The organism is Cupriavidus sp. Agwp_2 (assembly GCF_040784895.1).
Classification (GTDB): domain Bacteria; phylum Pseudomonadota; class Gammaproteobacteria; order Burkholderiales; family Burkholderiaceae; genus Cupriavidus.
This window is the reverse complement of record NZ_CP088084.1, coordinates 279,286-295,352: the sequence shown is the minus strand read 5'-3', so window position 1 is coordinate 295,352 and position 16,067 is coordinate 279,286. Positions and strand designations below refer to the sequence as shown.

General features: G+C 66.7%; 13 protein-coding genes and 1 pseudogene. 6 read left to right on the top strand and 8 right to left on the bottom strand.

Annotated features, from left to right (window positions below; all coding sequences use genetic code 11):
- The first annotated feature begins 10 nt into the window (after positions 1-10).
- A pseudogene (locus LPA45_RS19135) lies at positions 11-1,734 on the top strand (ShlB/FhaC/HecB family hemolysin secretion/activation protein).
- A gap of 86 nt (positions 1,735-1,820) precedes the next feature.
- On the opposite strand, the gene LPA45_RS19130 reads toward LPA45_RS19135, so the two are convergent.
- Positions 1,821-2,303: a VOC family protein gene (locus tag LPA45_RS19130; protein WP_116322923.1), complete on the bottom strand. Its 483-nt coding sequence runs from the start codon at positions 2,301-2,303 to the stop codon at positions 1,821-1,823.
- 153 nt (positions 2,304-2,456) lie between these two features.
- A complete protein-coding gene (mdtD, locus tag LPA45_RS19125; protein ID WP_317922424.1) occupies positions 2,457-3,818 on the bottom strand; it encodes a multidrug transporter subunit MdtD in 1,362 nt (453 codons plus the stop codon).
- Between the two features lie 178 nt (positions 3,819-3,996).
- Between mdtD and LPA45_RS19120 the strand changes: the two genes are divergently transcribed.
- The gene (locus tag LPA45_RS19120) at positions 3,997-4,854 is read left to right on the top strand and encodes a LysR family transcriptional regulator (protein WP_116322925.1); all 858 of its coding nucleotides are present in this window, start codon (positions 3,997-3,999) and stop codon (positions 4,852-4,854) included.
- Positions 4,855-4,866: 12 nt separating this feature from the next.
- On the opposite strand, the gene LPA45_RS19115 is transcribed toward LPA45_RS19120, so the two are convergent.
- The 3 genes from LPA45_RS19115 to LPA45_RS19105 are packed head-to-tail and all read right to left on the bottom strand — an operon-like array spanning position 4,867 to position 8,437.
- Positions 4,867-6,315, bottom strand: coding sequence for an amidohydrolase family protein (locus tag LPA45_RS19115; protein WP_317922423.1), 1,449 nt, complete (start codon positions 6,313-6,315; stop codon positions 4,867-4,869).
- A gap of 26 nt (positions 6,316-6,341) precedes the next feature.
- Positions 6,342-7,421, bottom strand: coding sequence for an asparaginase (locus tag LPA45_RS19110; RefSeq protein ID WP_317922422.1), 1,080 nt, complete (start codon positions 7,419-7,421; stop codon positions 6,342-6,344).
- Positions 7,422-7,447: 26 nt separating this feature from the next.
- The gene (locus LPA45_RS19105; protein ID WP_116322928.1) at positions 7,448-8,437 is read right to left on the bottom strand and encodes a tripartite tricarboxylate transporter substrate binding protein; all 990 of its coding nucleotides are present in this window, start codon (positions 8,435-8,437) and stop codon (positions 7,448-7,450) included.
- A gap of 172 nt (positions 8,438-8,609) precedes the next feature.
- On the opposite strand from LPA45_RS19105, the gene LPA45_RS19100 reads away from it, so the two are divergent.
- A complete protein-coding gene (locus LPA45_RS19100; protein ID WP_317922420.1) occupies positions 8,610-9,509 on the top strand; it encodes a LysR substrate-binding domain-containing protein in 900 nt (299 codons plus the stop codon).
- 41 nt (positions 9,510-9,550) lie between these two features.
- On the opposite strand, the gene LPA45_RS19095 is transcribed toward LPA45_RS19100, so the two are convergent.
- Genes LPA45_RS19095 through LPA45_RS19085 form a run of 3 tightly spaced genes read right to left on the bottom strand, consistent with a single transcriptional unit; the run spans position 9,551 to position 12,556 of the window.
- Positions 9,551-10,321, bottom strand: a complete 771-nt coding sequence (locus LPA45_RS19095) for an enoyl-CoA hydratase/isomerase family protein (RefSeq protein WP_116322930.1) — start codon at positions 10,319-10,321, stop codon at positions 9,551-9,553.
- 31 nt (positions 10,322-10,352) lie between these two features.
- A complete protein-coding gene (locus tag LPA45_RS19090) occupies positions 10,353-11,564 on the bottom strand; it encodes a CaiB/BaiF CoA-transferase family protein (RefSeq protein WP_317922419.1) in 1,212 nt (403 codons plus the stop codon).
- A 17-nt stretch (positions 11,565-11,581) separates the two neighbouring features.
- A complete protein-coding gene (locus LPA45_RS19085) occupies positions 11,582-12,556 on the bottom strand; it encodes a tripartite tricarboxylate transporter substrate binding protein (protein WP_116322932.1) in 975 nt (324 codons plus the stop codon).
- 136 nt (positions 12,557-12,692) lie between these two features.
- On the opposite strand from LPA45_RS19085, the gene LPA45_RS19080 reads away from it, so the two are divergent.
- The 3 genes from LPA45_RS19080 to LPA45_RS19070 all read left to right on the top strand — a co-directional run bounded on the left by LPA45_RS19080 (position 12,693) and on the right by LPA45_RS19070 (position 15,974).
- Positions 12,693-13,658, top strand: a complete 966-nt coding sequence (locus LPA45_RS19080; RefSeq protein ID WP_116322933.1) for a LysR family transcriptional regulator — start codon at positions 12,693-12,695, stop codon at positions 13,656-13,658.
- Positions 13,659-13,957: 299 nt separating this feature from the next.
- Positions 13,958-15,355, top strand: a complete 1,398-nt coding sequence (locus LPA45_RS19075) for a hypothetical protein (protein WP_116322934.1) — start codon at positions 13,958-13,960, stop codon at positions 15,353-15,355.
- 34 nt (positions 15,356-15,389) lie between these two features.
- Positions 15,390-15,974, top strand: coding sequence for a hydrolase (locus tag LPA45_RS19070; protein ID WP_116322935.1), 585 nt, complete (start codon positions 15,390-15,392; stop codon positions 15,972-15,974).
- The last annotated feature ends 93 nt before the right edge of the window (positions 15,975-16,067 follow it).

Below are 16,067 nucleotides of genomic sequence, written 5' to 3'. Positions count from 1 at the left end.
AATTTGATCCATGTTACAGAGTTTATGCACCACGCGCCGCAAGACGCGCGGCGTCTCCCCTTTTGTCCCTTTTTTCCTGGCCCTGCCCTCGCTGGCGGTGGCCCAGGCGCTGCCGTTCTTCCCGCCGGTCACGCCGAACGACGCCATCGAGCGGCGCCAGGAGCAGCAGCAGGAAGCGGCTAAGCAGCGCGCCATGGCCCGGCCCGATGTGCTCTCTCCCACCACCACCGAGCCCGCGCCATCCGGCCCGCTGCTCCTGCCCGCCGAAGCGCCCTGCTTCCCGGTCCAGACCGTGACCTGGGAGGGCGCAGGGGACTTCCCCTGGCTGCAGGCCGAAGTCGGCATTCTTGTGGGGCAGTGCGTCGGAAAGCAGGGACTGGAAGCCATCCAGGATTACTTTTCCGCGCGTCTGGTCAGCCATGGCTACATGACCACGCGCGTGCTGATCCCGGACCAGCACCTCGCCAGCGGCGAACTGCGGCTGCGCGTCGTCGCCGGACATATCACCGGCGTCAAGTCTGACGACACCGCAGGCTGGTGGCGCACCGCCCTGCCGACCGGCCCCGGCGGCGTGGTCAACCAGCGCGACCTGGACCAGGGCATGGAGAACATCCGCCGCCTGCAGGGCCAGGCCGATGCCAGCATCGACCTCGTGCCCGGCGAGGCGCCGGGGGCCACCGACCTGGTCATCAAACCCGGCACCGGCAAGCGCTGGCACGCTCTCATCACCGGCGACAACGCCGGCCTGGAGAACACCGGCAAGTACCAGATGGGCGGCACGCTGACGGTGGACTCGCCCCTCTTCCTCTACGACAGCCTGACTCTCTCCGCCAACACCAATGCCAACTATGGCAACGGCGCGGCGGGTACGCGCTCCTCGGCCATCAACTACAGCATCCCGTTCGGTTACTGGAATGCCTTCTTCAATGCCAATCAGTCGCGCTACAAGCAGACCGTGGCAGGCTTCGAGGAAAACATCGTCTACGGCGGGCGCAGCACGCAGATCGAGGCGGGCCTGGGCTATGTGCCCTTCCGCAATGCCTCGGGCAAGGCCAGCCTCTACGGCAAGGTTTTCCGCAAGACCGCGCGCACCACCATCAATGGCCTGGACATCCCGGTGCAATCCCGGGACTTTGTCGGCTACGAGGTCGGCGCCGCGCATCGCCAGTACTTCGGCGCGAGCGTGCTCGATCTCGGTGTTGGCTGGCGCGCGTCGTTACCGGCCCACTCCAAGTCCCCCGGCTTCGTCCTGGGGGATCCGACCTGGGATGGCAAGTCCGGGATCCTGCTGGCTAATGCCGGCCTGATGGTGCCGCTCCAGGCCGGAAGCCAACGCCTGCGCTACCAGGGCAACGTGCGCGCCCAGTACGCCCGCACGCGCACCCTGCCGTCCGACTACTTCACTATCGGTACTCGGTGCGCGGCTTCGATGAGCAGCTGACTTTGGCCGCCGAGAACGGCGTGACTATGCGCAACGACCTGGCGTGGCAGCTCGGCAGCGCCGGGCAGGAGGCTTTCGTCGGTTTCGACATGGGCCATGTCAGCGGGCCGTCCGCCGCGTTCCTGGTGGGACAGACACTGATAGGCGCCGTGATAGGGGCCCGAGGCCGCTGGGCAGCCAGCCGCTATGCCGCGCTGACCTACGAGATAACGCTGGGCTGGCCGGTCAAGAAGCCGGAGTTCTTCCGCACCCACTCACCCAACATCGCCGCCCAGATCGGGCTCGAATTCTGAACGCCCCCGCCCCGCTCGCCTCGCGCGAGTTCCACTAACCTTGGGTCATCGCAGCACGTGTAGGCGCGGGGGCGCAAGCAGCCGGATCAGGCTCCCCGCCGCGCCGCCTCGATCCTGGCGATGTCGATTTTCCGCATCGTCATCATCGCTTCGAAGGCGCGCTTGGCCGCCGCGGGATCGGAATCGAAGACCGCCGCGGTAAGCGCCCGCGGGGTGATCTGCCACGACAGCCCCCACCGGTCCTTGCACCAGCCACATTCGCTTTCCTGCCCGCCATTGCCGACGATCGCATTCCACAGGCGATCGGTCTCGGCCTGGTCGTCCGTTGCGATCTGGAAGGAAAACGCCTCGCTGTGCTTGAAGTGCGGGCCGCCGTTCAGGCCAAGGCAGGGAATGCCGGCGACCGTGAACTCGACTGTCAGGACATCGCCCTGCTTGCCATCGGGATAGTCGCCGGGGGCGCGGTGGACGGCCTTGACAGCGCTGTCGGGGAAGGTCTCGGCATAGAAGTTCGCGGCATCCAGCGCATCGCGGTCGTACCACAAACAGATCGTATTCTTGCTCGGCATACTGTGTCTCCTGGAAAGGTGAGCACGGGGCATCCGTGGTCGTCGAACACTCCAGGGCAGCGGCCGGGCACGGTGTGCCGGTCGTCCGCCTCAGACGTCGATATTAGCCCTATCTCGCCGCCCCCAATATGCCGTGAGCGCCACACACAGGCACTAGCGTGCCTGCACCGCCTCGCGCTTCACGCTCTTGGGATTGATCTGCCCGGCATCGAGTCGGCGGAAGACCAGCCCGGACAGTACGGTAACCAGGCCCATGCTGAGGAAGGCGAGCCGGTAGGCCGGCGCGGCCACCCCGAGCTTGGCCGAGAACAGGCTGACCAGCCCGCCGCCGATGGTCACGCCCAGGCCGATCGCCAGCATCTGCACCATCGAGAACAGGCTGTTGCCGCTGCCGGCGTCCTCGCGCGACAGGCCCTTCAGCGTGACGCTGTTCATCGCGGCGAACTGCATCGAATTGGCGCAGCCGAAGACCGACAGTTGCAGGATCGACAGCGCCAGCGGCCAGCCCGGCGCCATGGCCGCGAACGATGCAATGGACACGCCCACGATCCAGGTGTTGACCAGCAGGAACATGTCGTACCCGAACCGGTTCACCAGCGGCACGATCCAGCGCTTGGAGATCGTGCCCGCGATGGCGATCGGCAACAGCATCAGGCCCGAATGAAACGGCGAGTAGCCAAGCTGGAGCTGGAATAGCAGCGGAAGCAGGAATGGCACCGCACCCGAGCCGATCCGGCAGACGAGGTTGCCGACCAGGCCGACGCTGAAGTTCGGCTCGCGGAACAGCGCCAGCCGGAACAGCGGCGTGGCGTGGCGCCTGGCATGCGGGATATAGAGCAGTCCGCTGCCGAGACTGACGGCGATCAGCAATGCGCTCCACAGGCTATGCGCGCCGTTTTCCAGCGCCAGCGAAAACGTGACCATGCATAGCGACAGCAGGCCGCAGCCGATCCAGTCGAACGGCGGCGCCACGCCCGCCTCGCCCTTTGGCAGGTAGCGGCGCACCGCGAACAGGCCGACCAGCCCCACCGGCACGTTGATCAGGAAGATCCAGTGCCATGAGGCGCTCTGCACCAGCCATCCACCCAGGACCGGGCCGAAGATCGGGCCAACCTGGCCGGCAATGGACACGAAGGCCAACGCGGCGATGTACTGCTCGCCCGGGACATTGCGCAAGACGGCCAGCCGGCCGATCGGCAGCAGCATCGATCCGCCGATGCCCTGCAGCACGCGCGCGACCACCAGTTGCGGGAGCGTCCAGGCAGTGGCACAGAACACCGAGCCGAGCACGAAGATCAGGATTGCGCAGAAATAGACGCGCCGCGTGCCGAACTTGTCCGCCAGCCAGCCCGATGCCGGCGTCAGCAGCGCCATGGTCAGCGTATAGGCCACCACCACCGGTTTCAGGTCGAGCGGGCTTTCGCCGAGACTGCGCGCCATCGACGGCAGCGCGGTATTGACGATCGTCGTGTCCAGCGTCTGCATGAAGAAGCCGGCAAAGACGATCCAGAGCATGGCTTTGCGGGAAAAATCCTGTCCTGCGGCGGGGGCTGAGGCGGTATGCATGGGAACCTTCGGTGATGCCTGCCCGGAGAGCTCGGGCAACTGTCTTGCATGCTACGCATGCGCCGCCTCATCGGGAACCCCTCTGGCCTTATTGACTGTCATCGGCAAATCCGATGACAATGCCGCGATGCTCAACCCCATATGGATCCAGACCTTCGCCACGGTGGCCACGGCGCACAGCTTTACCGACGCCGGGCGCCAGCTCGGCCTGTCGCAGTCATCGGTCAGCGATCACATCCGCCGGCTGGAACAGAGCGTGAACCGGCGGCTGTTCGTGCGCGACACCCACTCGCTGTCGCTGACGCCCGATGGCGAGGCACTGCTGGTGCATGCGCGCCTGATTCTTGAGTCCCTGGCGCGCGCCGAGTCGCAATTCAGCGGGCCCCGGCTGCAGGGCCGGGTGCGGCTGGGCACGTCCGAGGACCTGGCGCAGGGACCGCTGCCCAACCTGCTGGCGGCGTTCCGGGCCACGCACCCGGACGTCGAGCTGGAGATCACGATCGCCATGACCAGCAAGCTGTATGAGGGCATCGAGGCCGGCACGCTGGACCTGATCGTCGGCAAGCGCCGCGAAGGCGAGCGCCGTGGCGTGCCGCTGTTCCTGGGCCAGCTCGAATGGCTGGCGCGGCCCGGCACCGTTGTCGACGTGGGCCAGCCGGTGCCGCTGATCCTGGTCAACGAGCCGAGCGTGACCCGCTCGGTGGTGCTGGACACGCTGGCCAAGGCCGGCTGGCGCTGGCGCGTGACCTGCACCAGCAGCAGTCATTCCGGCTGCATTGCGGCGGCGCGCGGCGGCCTCGGGATTACGGTGCGGGCACAGAACCTGACCGGCGGCGGGCTGGTGCCCCCGGTCAATGTCGAGGCCTTGCCGCCGCTGCCCGGCGTCGAATTCATCACGCTGGCGGCGCGGCGCCTGAGCAAGCCCGCCGAGACGCTCCAGCAACTGATCCGCAAGAGCGACCTGCGCGCGGGGCGGGTGGACTGAACGCGAGGCCTCTCATTCCGATCGGCCATGCCGCAGCACCCTGCCCGCGTGCACATCGACCGTCCGGCCGTTCCGGCAGGCGAGCTTGCCATTGACGAACACCGCGAGGATGCCGGTACTGACCGCCGTCGGGTTCTCGAAACTCGCGGTACCGCTGACGGTCGCTTCATCGAACACAACCACGTCGGCATGAGCGCTCTCGGCAAGCACGCCCCGGCCTGCCAGGCCAAATCGGGCTGCACTCAGGCTAGTCATCTTGTGGACAGCCTGTTCGAGCGCCAATATGCGCCTTTCGCGCACATAGTGCCCCAGCACTCGGGGAAACGTGCCCCACAGCCGCGGGTGCGGGCTCACGTCATGTGCCAGCCCATCGGATCCGACCATGGTCAGCGGATGCTGCAGGATGCGGCTGACGTCGTCCTCGCTCATGGCGAAGTAGATCGCGCCGGCCGGCTGCAGCGTCTGCGCCAGTTCTTCAGGCGCCACGCCGCGCTCGCGCGCCAGGGCAAACAACGAGCGCCCGGCAGCGCTCGGGTCCGCCTTTGACCAGGTGACCCGCACATCGTCCGACTGCGCCACGCGGCCCGGCAGCAGCATGGTCGACGAGGCGTTGTAGGGATAGCAGTCCAGGCAAACCGACTGGTTCCGCGACGCTTCCTCGATCATCGCCAGCGTTTCCACCGAGCGTCCATGGTTGGCCTTGCCGACCAGCTTGTGGTGCGACAGCACGGTGTCGATGCCCAGGGCGCGTCCGATCAGCAGCGCCTCGCGCAGGGCACTGTCGATGGCATCGCCCTCGTCGCGGATATGCATGGTGATGACGCCCCTGGCACTCGTCAGCGGCGCGCCTACCGCGATGACCTCGTCCGTGCTGGCGGCTTTCGCAGGCGGGTAATAGAGGCCGGTAGACATGCCGATGGCGCCGGCTTCCAGCGCAATGGCCAGGTCCAGCGCCATCAGCCGCTCCTCATGCGCGGTCGCGGCGCGATCCAGGCGGTCCATGCGCCGCACGCGCAGCGTCGAGTGGCCCACCAGGCAGGCGGCATTCACCGCTGGCCCGGTCTGCTCCAGTTCGTCCAGGTAGTCGCCGAAACTGCCGAAGCGCCAGGCGTCCGTTCCCAGCAGGTCCAGCGGCGCCGGCGGCGTCGCCACGGCCTGCAGCGGTGCCAGGCTGATGCCGCAATTGCCCGTGACGACCGTCGTCACGCCTTGCGACAGCTTCGGATGCGGGCCCGCGGGGGCATCGAGCAAGAGCCGGTCGTCATGTGTGTGGACATCGATGAAGCCAGGGGCAACGACGCGCCCCCGGGCATCGAAGCGCTCCCTGGCCGGCACATTCGTCAGGTCGCCAAGTCGGACGATGCGGTCCCCGGCAATGCCGACATCCGCTTGCCGCCGCGGCGCCCCGGTCCCGTCGATCACCGCGCCGCCTTCGATGATGAGATCAAGCATGGTGTTCATTCAGTCGCCTCGCTCGCCATTGGCATTCATTGCTGCGCAAAGAAGTCGGAGATCTGCCGGATGTCCTTTGTCCTGGTCAACGCAAGCATCAGCAGGATCCGCGCTTTCGCTGCCGTGAGCGCCCCGGCGGCCATGCTTCCCGAGACCTTCGGCGTCACGATGCCGCTTACCACCCGCGAGCCGCGCACGATCGGGATACCTTTGCCGCCGAATTCGCGGATCAGCGCTTCGTGATCCGGGCTGGCATTGCCGTTGCCGGTGAAGCCGATGACGACGCCCTGCGCGCCCTCGTTCACCGCATCGCGCACCAGTTGCATCTCCTGCCCCTGGTAGCGGTACACCAGCTCGACGCGCGGCAGCTTGGTGACGCCTGAAACGTCGAAGTACAACTCGCCCTTGGCGCGCGCCGGCTCGTAGTAGTAGATCACCCGTTCGCCGGCCACTGCGCCAAGGTAGCCTTGCTCGACGGAGCCCATGGCATCGACATTGAGCGTGTTCATCTTGGTGACGTACCGCGCCGCACTGATGCGGTCGTTCATCACCACCATCACGCCCCGGTCGCGCGAGCCCGGGTCGGCGGCCACCATGACGGCGTCGAGCAGGTTGACGGGCCCGTCCGCGCTGAGCGACGTTGCCGGGCGCATCGAACCCGTCACGACGATGGGCTTGCTGGACCGCGTGGCCAGGCTCAGGAAGTAGGCCGTTTCCTCCATCGTGTCCGTGCCGTGCGTGACCACGACACCGGCGACGTCCGGGTCCGCCAGCACCGCATTCACCCGCTTCGCGAGGTTGAGGATATTCTCGCTGGTGATGACGTTGCTGCCGACGTTGACGATCTGCTCGGCCCGCACGTTCGCGTAGTTGTGGATCTGCGGCACCGCCTTCAGCAGGCTGTCGACACCTGCCAGCGGGCCGCTGTAGTTGGCCATGTCGGTGGCCGAGCGGGTCGAACTGACGATGGTGCCACCTGTGGCAAGGATGACCACACCGGGCTTGGGTGCGGCGCCGGGCTGCGGCGATTCCTTTGCCGGTTGAGCGGTGGCGGGAAGGATGAACAGGTTTGCCATGGCAAAGCACGCCAGCAGTGCGCGAAATGAAGTCTTCATGATTTCCAGTCGGGGATGGTCGGTACTCAGTCCACTTGCGCGCCGGAGCGCTGCACTACGCTGGCCCAGAGCGGGGTTTCGCGCGCGACACGTTCGGTCAGCCGCTCGGGTGCACCGGTCAGCGTCTCGAATCCGATCGCGGCGTACCTTTCACGGACGGACGGCTTCGCCAGCACGGTGTTGATGACGCTGTTCAGCTGCGCGACGATGGCTTTAGGGGTCCTGGCGGGTGCGACGATGCCGCCCCAGGCAACGATGTCGTAGCCCGGCACGCCGGACTCGGCAATCGTCGGCGTTTCCGGAAACAGGGCGCTGCGCTGCGCGCCGGTCACGGCCAGCAGCTTGAGCCGCCCCGCCTTGATATGCGGCGTGATCGAACTCAGGTTGTCGAACATCAGGTCCACCTGCCCGCCCATCAGGTCCTGGATGGCCTGCGGGCTGCCGCGATACGGCACATGCGTCATCGAGGTACCGGTCATGGCCTTGAACAGCTCCCCGCTCAGGTGCCCGGTCGTGCCGTTGCCGGCGGAACCCATGGTCAGCACGCCCGGCTTCGCCTTTGCCATTGCGATGAGCCCCTTGACATTGCTCACCCCAAGGTCCTTGCGCACCACCAGCGCATTCTGGACATAGCCGAGCAGCGCGACTGGCACAAGCTGCTTGTCCGGGTCATAGGGCAGCTTCCTGAACAGGGCCTTGTTGATGGCCAGCGTGCCCACGTTGCCATAGCCAATGGTGTAGCCGTCCGGCGCCGCATTGACCAGGTCGACCATGCCCACGTTGCCCGCGCCGCCGGGCTTGTTGTCGACGATGAAAGACTGGCCCAGCGAGACGGACAGCTCTTCCGTCAGCAGCCGGCAAATGGCGTCGGGCGACCCGCCCGCGGCGGAGGGCACCACCAGCCTGACCGGGCGACTGGGCCACCCGGCGGCACGCGGCAGGCCGGAAACGCCAAGGGATGCCGCCGCGATGCCAAGCTTCAGCACGTCGCGGCGGGTTAGTTGTCTCGTTGTCATTGACTCACCTCTCCTCGTTGGAAACACTGGGTGTGTTCAGCACGGATGGTAGAAAGGGCCTCGACATTGGACAAACCACATTTACTGCGGATAGCATGAGATTTCCTCATGGCTAATTGGCGGATTGCCCAGGTACCGGCGCCTCCACCACACTCCTGCCCCCGCTTTTCTCATGAACCTTCACGTACGCGCGCCTTCGACGATGTCATTGCTGTGCCTGGAAGCCAGTGCCCGCCTGCACTCCTTTACGGCGGCGGCGAAAGAGCTGCAGCTGACGCAGGGGGCCGTGAGCCGGCAGATCCAGACGCTGGAAGACCGGCTTGGCGTGAGGCTCTTCACCCGCACGCGGGAAGCCCTGGTGCTGACGGATGCCGGGCGCTACTACCTGGGCGAGATCGGACCGCTGCTGCAGAAGCTCGAGCGTGCCACGGCCAATGTGATGGCACTCAAGGGGCGCGGGGGAGCCCTGTCCTTGTCGGTCGGCGCCTCGGTAGGCACGTATTGGCTGATTCCACGTTTGCCGGCCTTCACACGGGCCCATGGTGAAATCACGCTCAACCTGGGAACGCGCGTGGGCCCTGTCGATTTCCGCACCATGGCCGTCGACGCTTCCCTGGAATTCGGCGATGGCCGGCGCACGGGCCTGCACAACGAGTTTGTGTTGCCGCTGGTGCTTTCGCCGTATGCGGCGCCGGATTGGATCGCCAGGCACGGGAAGTCGGTCGACGCCAATACGCCCCGCGCGTCGTTGATCCACCATCAGACCCTGCCCGACGCATGGGACGAATGGTTCCGGCTGGATGGCATCCCTGGCGAAGGCGGCCGGGAAGGCCCCCGCTATGAAATCATGTCGATGGCGCTGAATGCCGCGGTGGCCGGGATGGGCGTGGCGTTGCTGCCGCCGTATATGGCGGACGACATGGTGGCGCTTGGGCGGCTAAGGCGCCTGTCGCGCCGCAAATGGCGCTATGCCAAAGGTTATTACCTGGTTTATCCCGAGGAGTCCGCGGCGCTGCAATCGCTGCAGGTGTTCAGGGAGTGGCTGCAGGAGCAGGCAAGGGAAAGCGCCTAGTCAGCCCGTTCCCTGGGGTTGCGGGCTTCGGCATGCCGGGTCTATCCGCGCCACTGCGGCCGACGTTTTTCCACGAACGCCGCAATTCCCTCCTTCGCATCGTCGGTCGCGGCCACCTGGCAGAACGTATCGACGGCGTACGACACCCCGCGACGATAGTCGCTGTCCGCTGCGCGGTGAAACGCGGCGCGGCCGATCGTCATGGCCGAGCGTGACTTGGACGCGAGCGTCCGGGCCAGGCGGCGCGCCTCGGCCAGGACTTCCTCCTCGGCTACCAGGCGGTTGACCAGGTGCAATGCATGTGCCTCGGCGGCATCGAAGGTGCGGCCCGTGAACAGCAGGTCGAACGCAACATGCCGCCCGACAATGCGCGGCAGGTGGGTGAAGTGAATCGCGGGCAGCATCCCGACATCGATTTCCGGGTAGCCGAAGCTTGCGTTCCCTGCAGCGACGATGAGGTCGCAGGAAATCGCCACGGTCATGCCGCCCCCGCGCGCCGCGCCGGCCACCGCCGCGATCGAGGGCTTGCCTAGCTGGTATTGCGCATCGCTCAGGCGCACATAGAGCTTGTCGAGCAGGGCATGGACGTCGGCCGCGGAGGCGCCCTGCAGCGCGCTGATATCCAGCCCGGCACAAAAGCGGCCGGGCACCTTGCTGGCGATGATGACGGCTCGCGCAGCATCGTCGGCGGCGGCTCGCTGCAATGCCTGAATCAACGCATCGACCATCGGGATGGTCAGTGCATTGACGGGTGCGTTGTCCAGCAGGATTTCGGCGACGTGGTCGCGTACGGTGTAGGTGACAAGTGACATGGCGAATGTTGAAGATGAATAGACAGAGGGCTCAGGCGGCATCGGCTTGCGCCACACCGATGCCAATCGTGCCATCGTCGGCCAGGCGATGGACGTGGTCGACCGGGTAGCCCGCCTCCCGCAGGATTTCCTCGGTATGTTCGCCCAGCAGCGGTGCGGGCCGGTGTGCCGCGCGTGGCGCTTGCCCGAAGCGTACCGGCAGGCCGACGTTGCTGACCGTCCCCAGCACCGGGTGGTCGGACTCGACGATCAGTTGCCGCGCGGCCACCTGCGGATGCGCAAGCGCCTGGTCCAGCGTCTGGATCGGCGAGCACGGCACGCCGGCCTGGCGCAGCCGATCCAGCCAGAAAGCGACCGTATCCCTGCCGATCCGGTCCTGCACAAGTGCCACCGTACGCGTGAAATGCCGTACCCGGCTGGCATTGGTGGCAAAGTCCGAGTGGTCCATCCACTGGTCGAGCCCTGCCACGGCGCAGAAGCGGCGCCACTGCGCGTCGTTGCCGACGCCGAGCATCAGCGGCCCATCGGCGGCCTCGAACGCCTGGTAGGGAGACATCGACGGATGGGCCGTCCCCATCTTCTGCGGCACCTGGCCCGTGCGCCAGTAGTTCTGCGCCATGTAGCCCATGAAGCCGAGGGCGGTTTCCATCAGCGCCACTTCCAGGTAGACGCCTTTGCCGGTCGACTGGCGCTCGATCAGCGCTGCCAGGATGCCGCTGAACGCGTGCATGCCGGTGCCCAGGTCGACCGGCGAGAAGCTCGCCCGCGCAAAGCTGCCGCCCGGCTCGCCCATGGTGCTGATCATGCCGCTGAAGGCCTGCAGCATGACGTCGTAGCCCGGCTCCTGCCCGAGCGGACCATCGCGGCCGTAGCCGGAGATCTCGCAGTAGATCAGCCGCGGATTGAGCGCGCGCAGCGTGTCGTAGTCCACGCCAAGCCTGGCCGCGGTGCCGCCGCCGAAGCCCTGCAGCACGACATCCGCCTGCGCCGCGAGGCGCTGCACGACCTGCTGCCCGGCCGGGGTCTTCAGGTCGACCGCGATGCTGCGCTTGTTGTGGTTGACGGACAGGAACACCGCCGACTGGCCCGCCTCCTGCGGCAGCCATGCGCGCGTGTCGTCGCCCGTGCCCGGCGGCTCTACCTTGATGACATCGGCGCCAAGCTCGCCGAGATACTGGCCGCATAGCGGCCCGGCCAGGACCTTGCTCAGGTCCAGTACGCGAATGCCTTTCAGTGCTTGCATGGTCAGATCCCTTGTTGTCATTCCGGCTTGATGCCGATGTCGCGCGCGACGGTGGTCCAGCGCTGGGCGTCGGTGCGCACGAAGGCCGCCAGTTCGGCGGGCCGGGTGGCCATCGGCTCCGCGCCGCGCGCCCGCAGCGCGGCGATGTAGCCGGGATCGTTGACCGCCTTGGCGGCGGCGGCGCGCAACCGCTCGATTACCGCCTTGGGCGTCTGCGCCGGCGCCTGCAGCGAGAACCAGTATTTCAGGTCGACGTCCGGATAGCCGGCCTCCTTCAGCGTCGGCACGTCGGGCAGCAAAGGCGAGCGCTGCGAAGCGGTGATCGCCAGCGGGCGCAGCTTGCCGCCCTGGATCTGGCCGATGCAGGTGGTGAACGAGTCGAAGACGAAATCCACCTGCCCCGCCATCACGTCGGTCAGCGCCGGTGAACTGCCCTTGTACGGCACCGCCACGGCCCGGAAGCCGGCGGCCTTTTGCAGCAATGCGCCGTAGATATGCGGCGACGTGCCGGCGCCAAAGGTGGCGTAGGTGAGCCCGTTCGCGCTGGCCTTGCCAAGCCGGATGAGGTCTGCCAGCGACTTCACCGGCAGCTTGCCCGGATGCACCACCAGCACATTGGGCATCGCCGCCGTGGTCGCGATGGGGACGAAGTCGCGCGCGGGCTGGAAACGCGCCTGCGGGTACATCAGCGGATTGACCGCCTGCATGCCCACGGTGTTGTGCAGCAGCGTGTAGCCGTCGGCCTCGCCGTCCAGCACGTTCTGCGCGCCGAGGTTGCCGCTGGCGCCGGGACGGTTCTCGATGACCACCGGCTGGCCCAGCGCCTGGGACAGCGGCGTCGCCAGCAGCCGGGCGATGAAGTCGGTGGGCCCGCCGGCGGCAAAGGGCACCACCAGCCGGATCGGCCGGCTGGGCCAGTCATTGGCGAAAGCGGGCGGTGCCAGCGCGGCGGCAGCGGCACCCAGCAGCAAAGTGCGTCGTTTTGGATTCATTTGGTGTCTCCTGACCGGATTCGTGGGCCGATCATGGCAGCGCACCAGCCATAAGTCCAAGACAGATACAGGATGACTGATATAAGATTTCACGATACCCCGGGGTGCCCCCGGCGCTTTTTCCGGAACCCAACCCATGGCATTAGACCTGCGCGCCTTGCGTGCCTTCATGGCTGTCGCTTCCGCCGGCTCGATCTCGCGGGCTGCCGAGCGCATCCACATCGCGCAGCCGGCGCTGAGCCTGCAGATCAGGAACCTGGAAGAAGAACTGGGCACCGCGCTGTTCGAGCGCACGCCCAGGGGCGTCACGCCCACCGCGCCCGGCAACATGCTGCTGGCACATGCGGCCGATATCCTGCGCCGCGTCGACGTGGCCTGCGAAGACATCCGCACCGCGGTAAAGGAGCCCCAGGGACGGGTGGCGGTCGGCCTGCCCCAGTCGCTGGCCAAGCTGGTGACGGTACCGCTCGTGCGGCAGGTGGTCGCACGCTGGCCGGGGATCGACCTGCAGATCATCGAGCAGAGCACGGGCTATATCCCGCAGAACCTGCTCACCGGCCATATCGATATCGGCATGACCTTCGGCCCCGCGCCGGAAGCGGGGCTGCGCACCGAGGTGCTGTTCGAGGAGGAGTTGCTGCTGGTTGCCGCACCGGGCCAACTCTCGGGCTTCGGCGAGGACAGCGTTGCGCAGGCGATGGTGGTGCCGTTTGCCGATCTGCCCCGCTACCCGCTGGTCTTGCCCGCCGGACTGCACGGTTTGCGCAGCGTGATCGACCACCATAGCGCCATGCACAGGACAGCGCTGAACGTGATCGCCGAAGTCAATGCGATCCCCGAACTGATCGCGCTGGCCGGCGCGGATGTCGGCTTCACCATCCTGTCGCATGCGGCCGTGCAGGAGGAATGGCGCACCGGGCAGGTATCGTGCGCACGCATCGTGCAGCCGGCCATGACGCGGCAGGTGTGCATCTGCCGGTCGGCGACGATGCCGGCTTCACTGGCCACGAGCACGGTGTGGACGCAGTTGCTGGAGATAACCGGTGGGCTGGTCGACAGCGGCGCCTGGCCGGCGCGTCCGGTCGGCAGGCACAGCGCGTGAACAAACCCTGCCCCGTTCGGGCCATGGCTACACGGCACATTTCTCATGGTGAAAGCGCCGGGCATTGGCCATTGCGGGGATCCGTCACCGTCGCCTATCCTGTCCTAACCGACACGGCGAACTGTGCGGAACAAGACATAGCTGAACAAGACTGAACAATAACAAGGGGATATTCCCCAAAAGCGGGCCGATGCACCAAGCATGCGCCGTCCGCGCGATCGGCCTGGCTGTAACCACGGGGTGGAACCATCGCACGCGGCGCTGTCCCGGCCGTGGGCGGGATACTCCGTTGACAAACCATGGCCGATGCTTTCCTGTTCAGCAAGCCCTTCACCTTTCTCGCCTGTCCCGGCATGTCGGAAGTCAGGGCTGGCGTCGATGCGCTCGAATCCCTGCCCGGACATATGTTCTGGCTCGAGAACGAGGACTTTATCCGTCGCGTCCACGTGCCGGATTTCCTCGCGCAGAGCCGTGCCGCGCTAGAGGCGGTCATGCCCGGCGGGGTTGCGCTGGTCGACGCGAAGGCGGACGAAATCCGGCGCAGCACGCACCTGGTCCCGGCCTTGCAGCGCCTGGATGCGGAAGCGGCGGCTGCCGCCCACTCGTATTGCTACTGGCGCTATTCCGCCGACGTGCTGGGACGCTCGCTAGGCATTCCGCGCAGCGCGATCGAGCGCCAGTTCGACCGCGCGGTCGCGCCTCGCGACGGCGCGCACAAGCTCGAATGGATCTGCCCGTGCTGCGACGGCCAGGCGCACTACCAGGTCGATGGACTGCTCGCGTCGCAGCGCGCCGCGCGGCAGGGTGGCTTTTCGGTGGAATGTCCGCATTGCGGGCACCTGGAGCGCCTGTATGCCGGCTTCCTGCACTCGGGCCGGCTGGAGTGTCACTGCAGCATCTGCACCGGCTTTATCCAGACACTGGCGGGCCAGCTTGCCAGGCCCGCGCGCAAGCTGGTGGGCGGCCTGGAAGCGTTTGCCTGGAAGCACGCCGCCGATGCCGTAGCCGAGATCCAAGAACTGAAGGAAGCCGCGTTGCAGCGCCTGGCACGCGGCGACACGCCCTCGGAAAACGCGATGGCGTTCGCGCATGCCGTGCAGGCAGACGGCAATCGTCCCCTGCCAGACATCCTGGGCGACATCGATCCCACCCTCGAAGGCCGGCTCGACAAGAATCCGCGGGTGTGGGCGCTGCTGTGCGAGCTGCTGCAGGAAGGCGTGCTCGACTGCCAGTGCACCATCTACGACCAGGACAGGTGCCAGCGAGTCGCGCTGGAGATCGCACTGCTTGATGAGGATTCGGCCGCGGCCAACCCCGCGGCGCACGAACAGCTCAATACGTTGCTGAAGGGATACCAGCCGTCGGATCGAGACGCCTTCATCAACTGGCTGCAGGCGCTGAAGCGTCTGCGGCTGTGCACCGCGCGGTTCAATGTCGCCGTCGACGTGTCATGGAAGCCCAGCGTGGAGCATTGCCGCATCCTGACCGCGCGGCAACCGGACAGCCTGGCCGCGGCCGGCCCGCATGCCAGCGCCCCGCCGCGCTGGCAGCCCGCGCCACGCCTGCGGCCACCGGATCGTCCCGTTTATCTCGATGCCGAGCTGGAAGCGGTGCAGCTGTTGAAGGCGCTCGGGTATATCGTGTTCAGTCCCGAGGATATCCGGGCGCAACAGGACAACCTGGAAAACATCTCGTAGATCTTGAAGCGCAGTTTCCTGGCCGAAGCACGACATGACCTCCGCTGAACTCAAACTGGATCCTGCAACCACGGCGCTCGTCCTGATCGACCTGCAATACGGCATCGTCGCCCTGGAAGTGCAGCCGCAGCCGGCCAGCGAGATTGTCGCCAGGGCGCGGCAGCTTGCGGCAACGTTCCGCCAGCTCCAGGCGCCCGTCGTGCTTGTCACGGTTGGCAACTCGCCCGATGGCAAGGATGCGCTTGCGCCGACGGTGGATACACCCGCTCCCCAAAGCCAGCGCGGCCCCGACTGGTCGACCGTGGTTGCGGAACTGGGCGCCGAGCCGACCGACCTGCGCATCATGAAGCGCCAATGGGGCGCCTTCTATGGCACCGACCTGGACCTGCAGCTGCGCCGCCGTGGTATCCGCACCATCGTGCTGGCCGGAATTTCGACCAACGTAGGGGTGGAGTCCACCGCCCGTGACGCCTTTGAACGTGGCTATGGCCAGGTGTTCGTGACCGATGCGATGGGCTCGCCGTCCGCGCAAGCACATGCCAACACGCTGAAATACACCTTCCCCCGGATTGGCCGCCTGCGCACTGCCGACGAGGTCATCGCCGCGCTGCAGGCCTGACTTATCCGCCAGCTTCAGCAGATGGCAATGCCCCGGCGGCGACCTCCTCTTGCGATGGACGGCTTTGCGCACTACTCCTATGAGGGAAGCGTC

Excerpts from the sequence above, each read along its gene's own strand:
- LPA45_RS19080 (WP_116322933.1), top strand. The coding sequence starts at position 12,693 with ATGGCATTAGACCTGCGCGCCTTGCGTGCCTTCATGGCTGTCGCTTCC.
- LPA45_RS19100 (WP_317922420.1), top strand. The coding sequence starts at position 8,610 with ATGAACCTTCACGTACGCGCGCCTTCGACGATGTCATTGCTGTGCCTG.
- mdtD (WP_317922424.1), bottom strand. The coding sequence starts at position 3,818 with ATGCTCTGGATCGTCTTTGCCGGCTTCTTCATGCAGACGCTGGACACG.
- LPA45_RS19070 (WP_116322935.1), top strand. The coding sequence starts at position 15,390 with ATGACCTCCGCTGAACTCAAACTGGATCCTGCAACCACGGCGCTCGTC.
- LPA45_RS19090 (WP_317922419.1), bottom strand. The coding sequence starts at position 11,564 with ATGCAAGCACTGAAAGGCATTCGCGTACTGGACCTGAGCAAGGTCCTG.
- LPA45_RS19120 (WP_116322925.1), top strand. The coding sequence starts at position 3,997 with ATGCTCAACCCCATATGGATCCAGACCTTCGCCACGGTGGCCACGGCG.
- LPA45_RS19075 (WP_116322934.1), top strand. The coding sequence starts at position 13,958 with ATGGCCGATGCTTTCCTGTTCAGCAAGCCCTTCACCTTTCTCGCCTGT.
- LPA45_RS19105 (WP_116322928.1), bottom strand. The coding sequence starts at position 8,437 with ATGACAACGAGACAACTAACCCGCCGCGACGTGCTGAAGCTTGGCATC.
- LPA45_RS19085 (WP_116322932.1), bottom strand. The coding sequence starts at position 12,556 with ATGAATCCAAAACGACGCACTTTGCTGCTGGGTGCCGCTGCCGCCGCG.
- LPA45_RS19115 (WP_317922423.1), bottom strand. The coding sequence starts at position 6,315 with ATGAACACCATGCTTGATCTCATCATCGAAGGCGGCGCGGTGATCGAC.
- LPA45_RS19110 (WP_317922422.1), bottom strand. The coding sequence starts at position 7,421 with ATGAAGACTTCATTTCGCGCACTGCTGGCGTGCTTTGCCATGGCAAAC.
- LPA45_RS19130 (WP_116322923.1), bottom strand. The coding sequence starts at position 2,303 with ATGCCGAGCAAGAATACGATCTGTTTGTGGTACGACCGCGATGCGCTG.
- LPA45_RS19095 (WP_116322930.1), bottom strand. The coding sequence starts at position 10,321 with ATGTCACTTGTCACCTACACCGTACGCGACCACGTCGCCGAAATCCTG.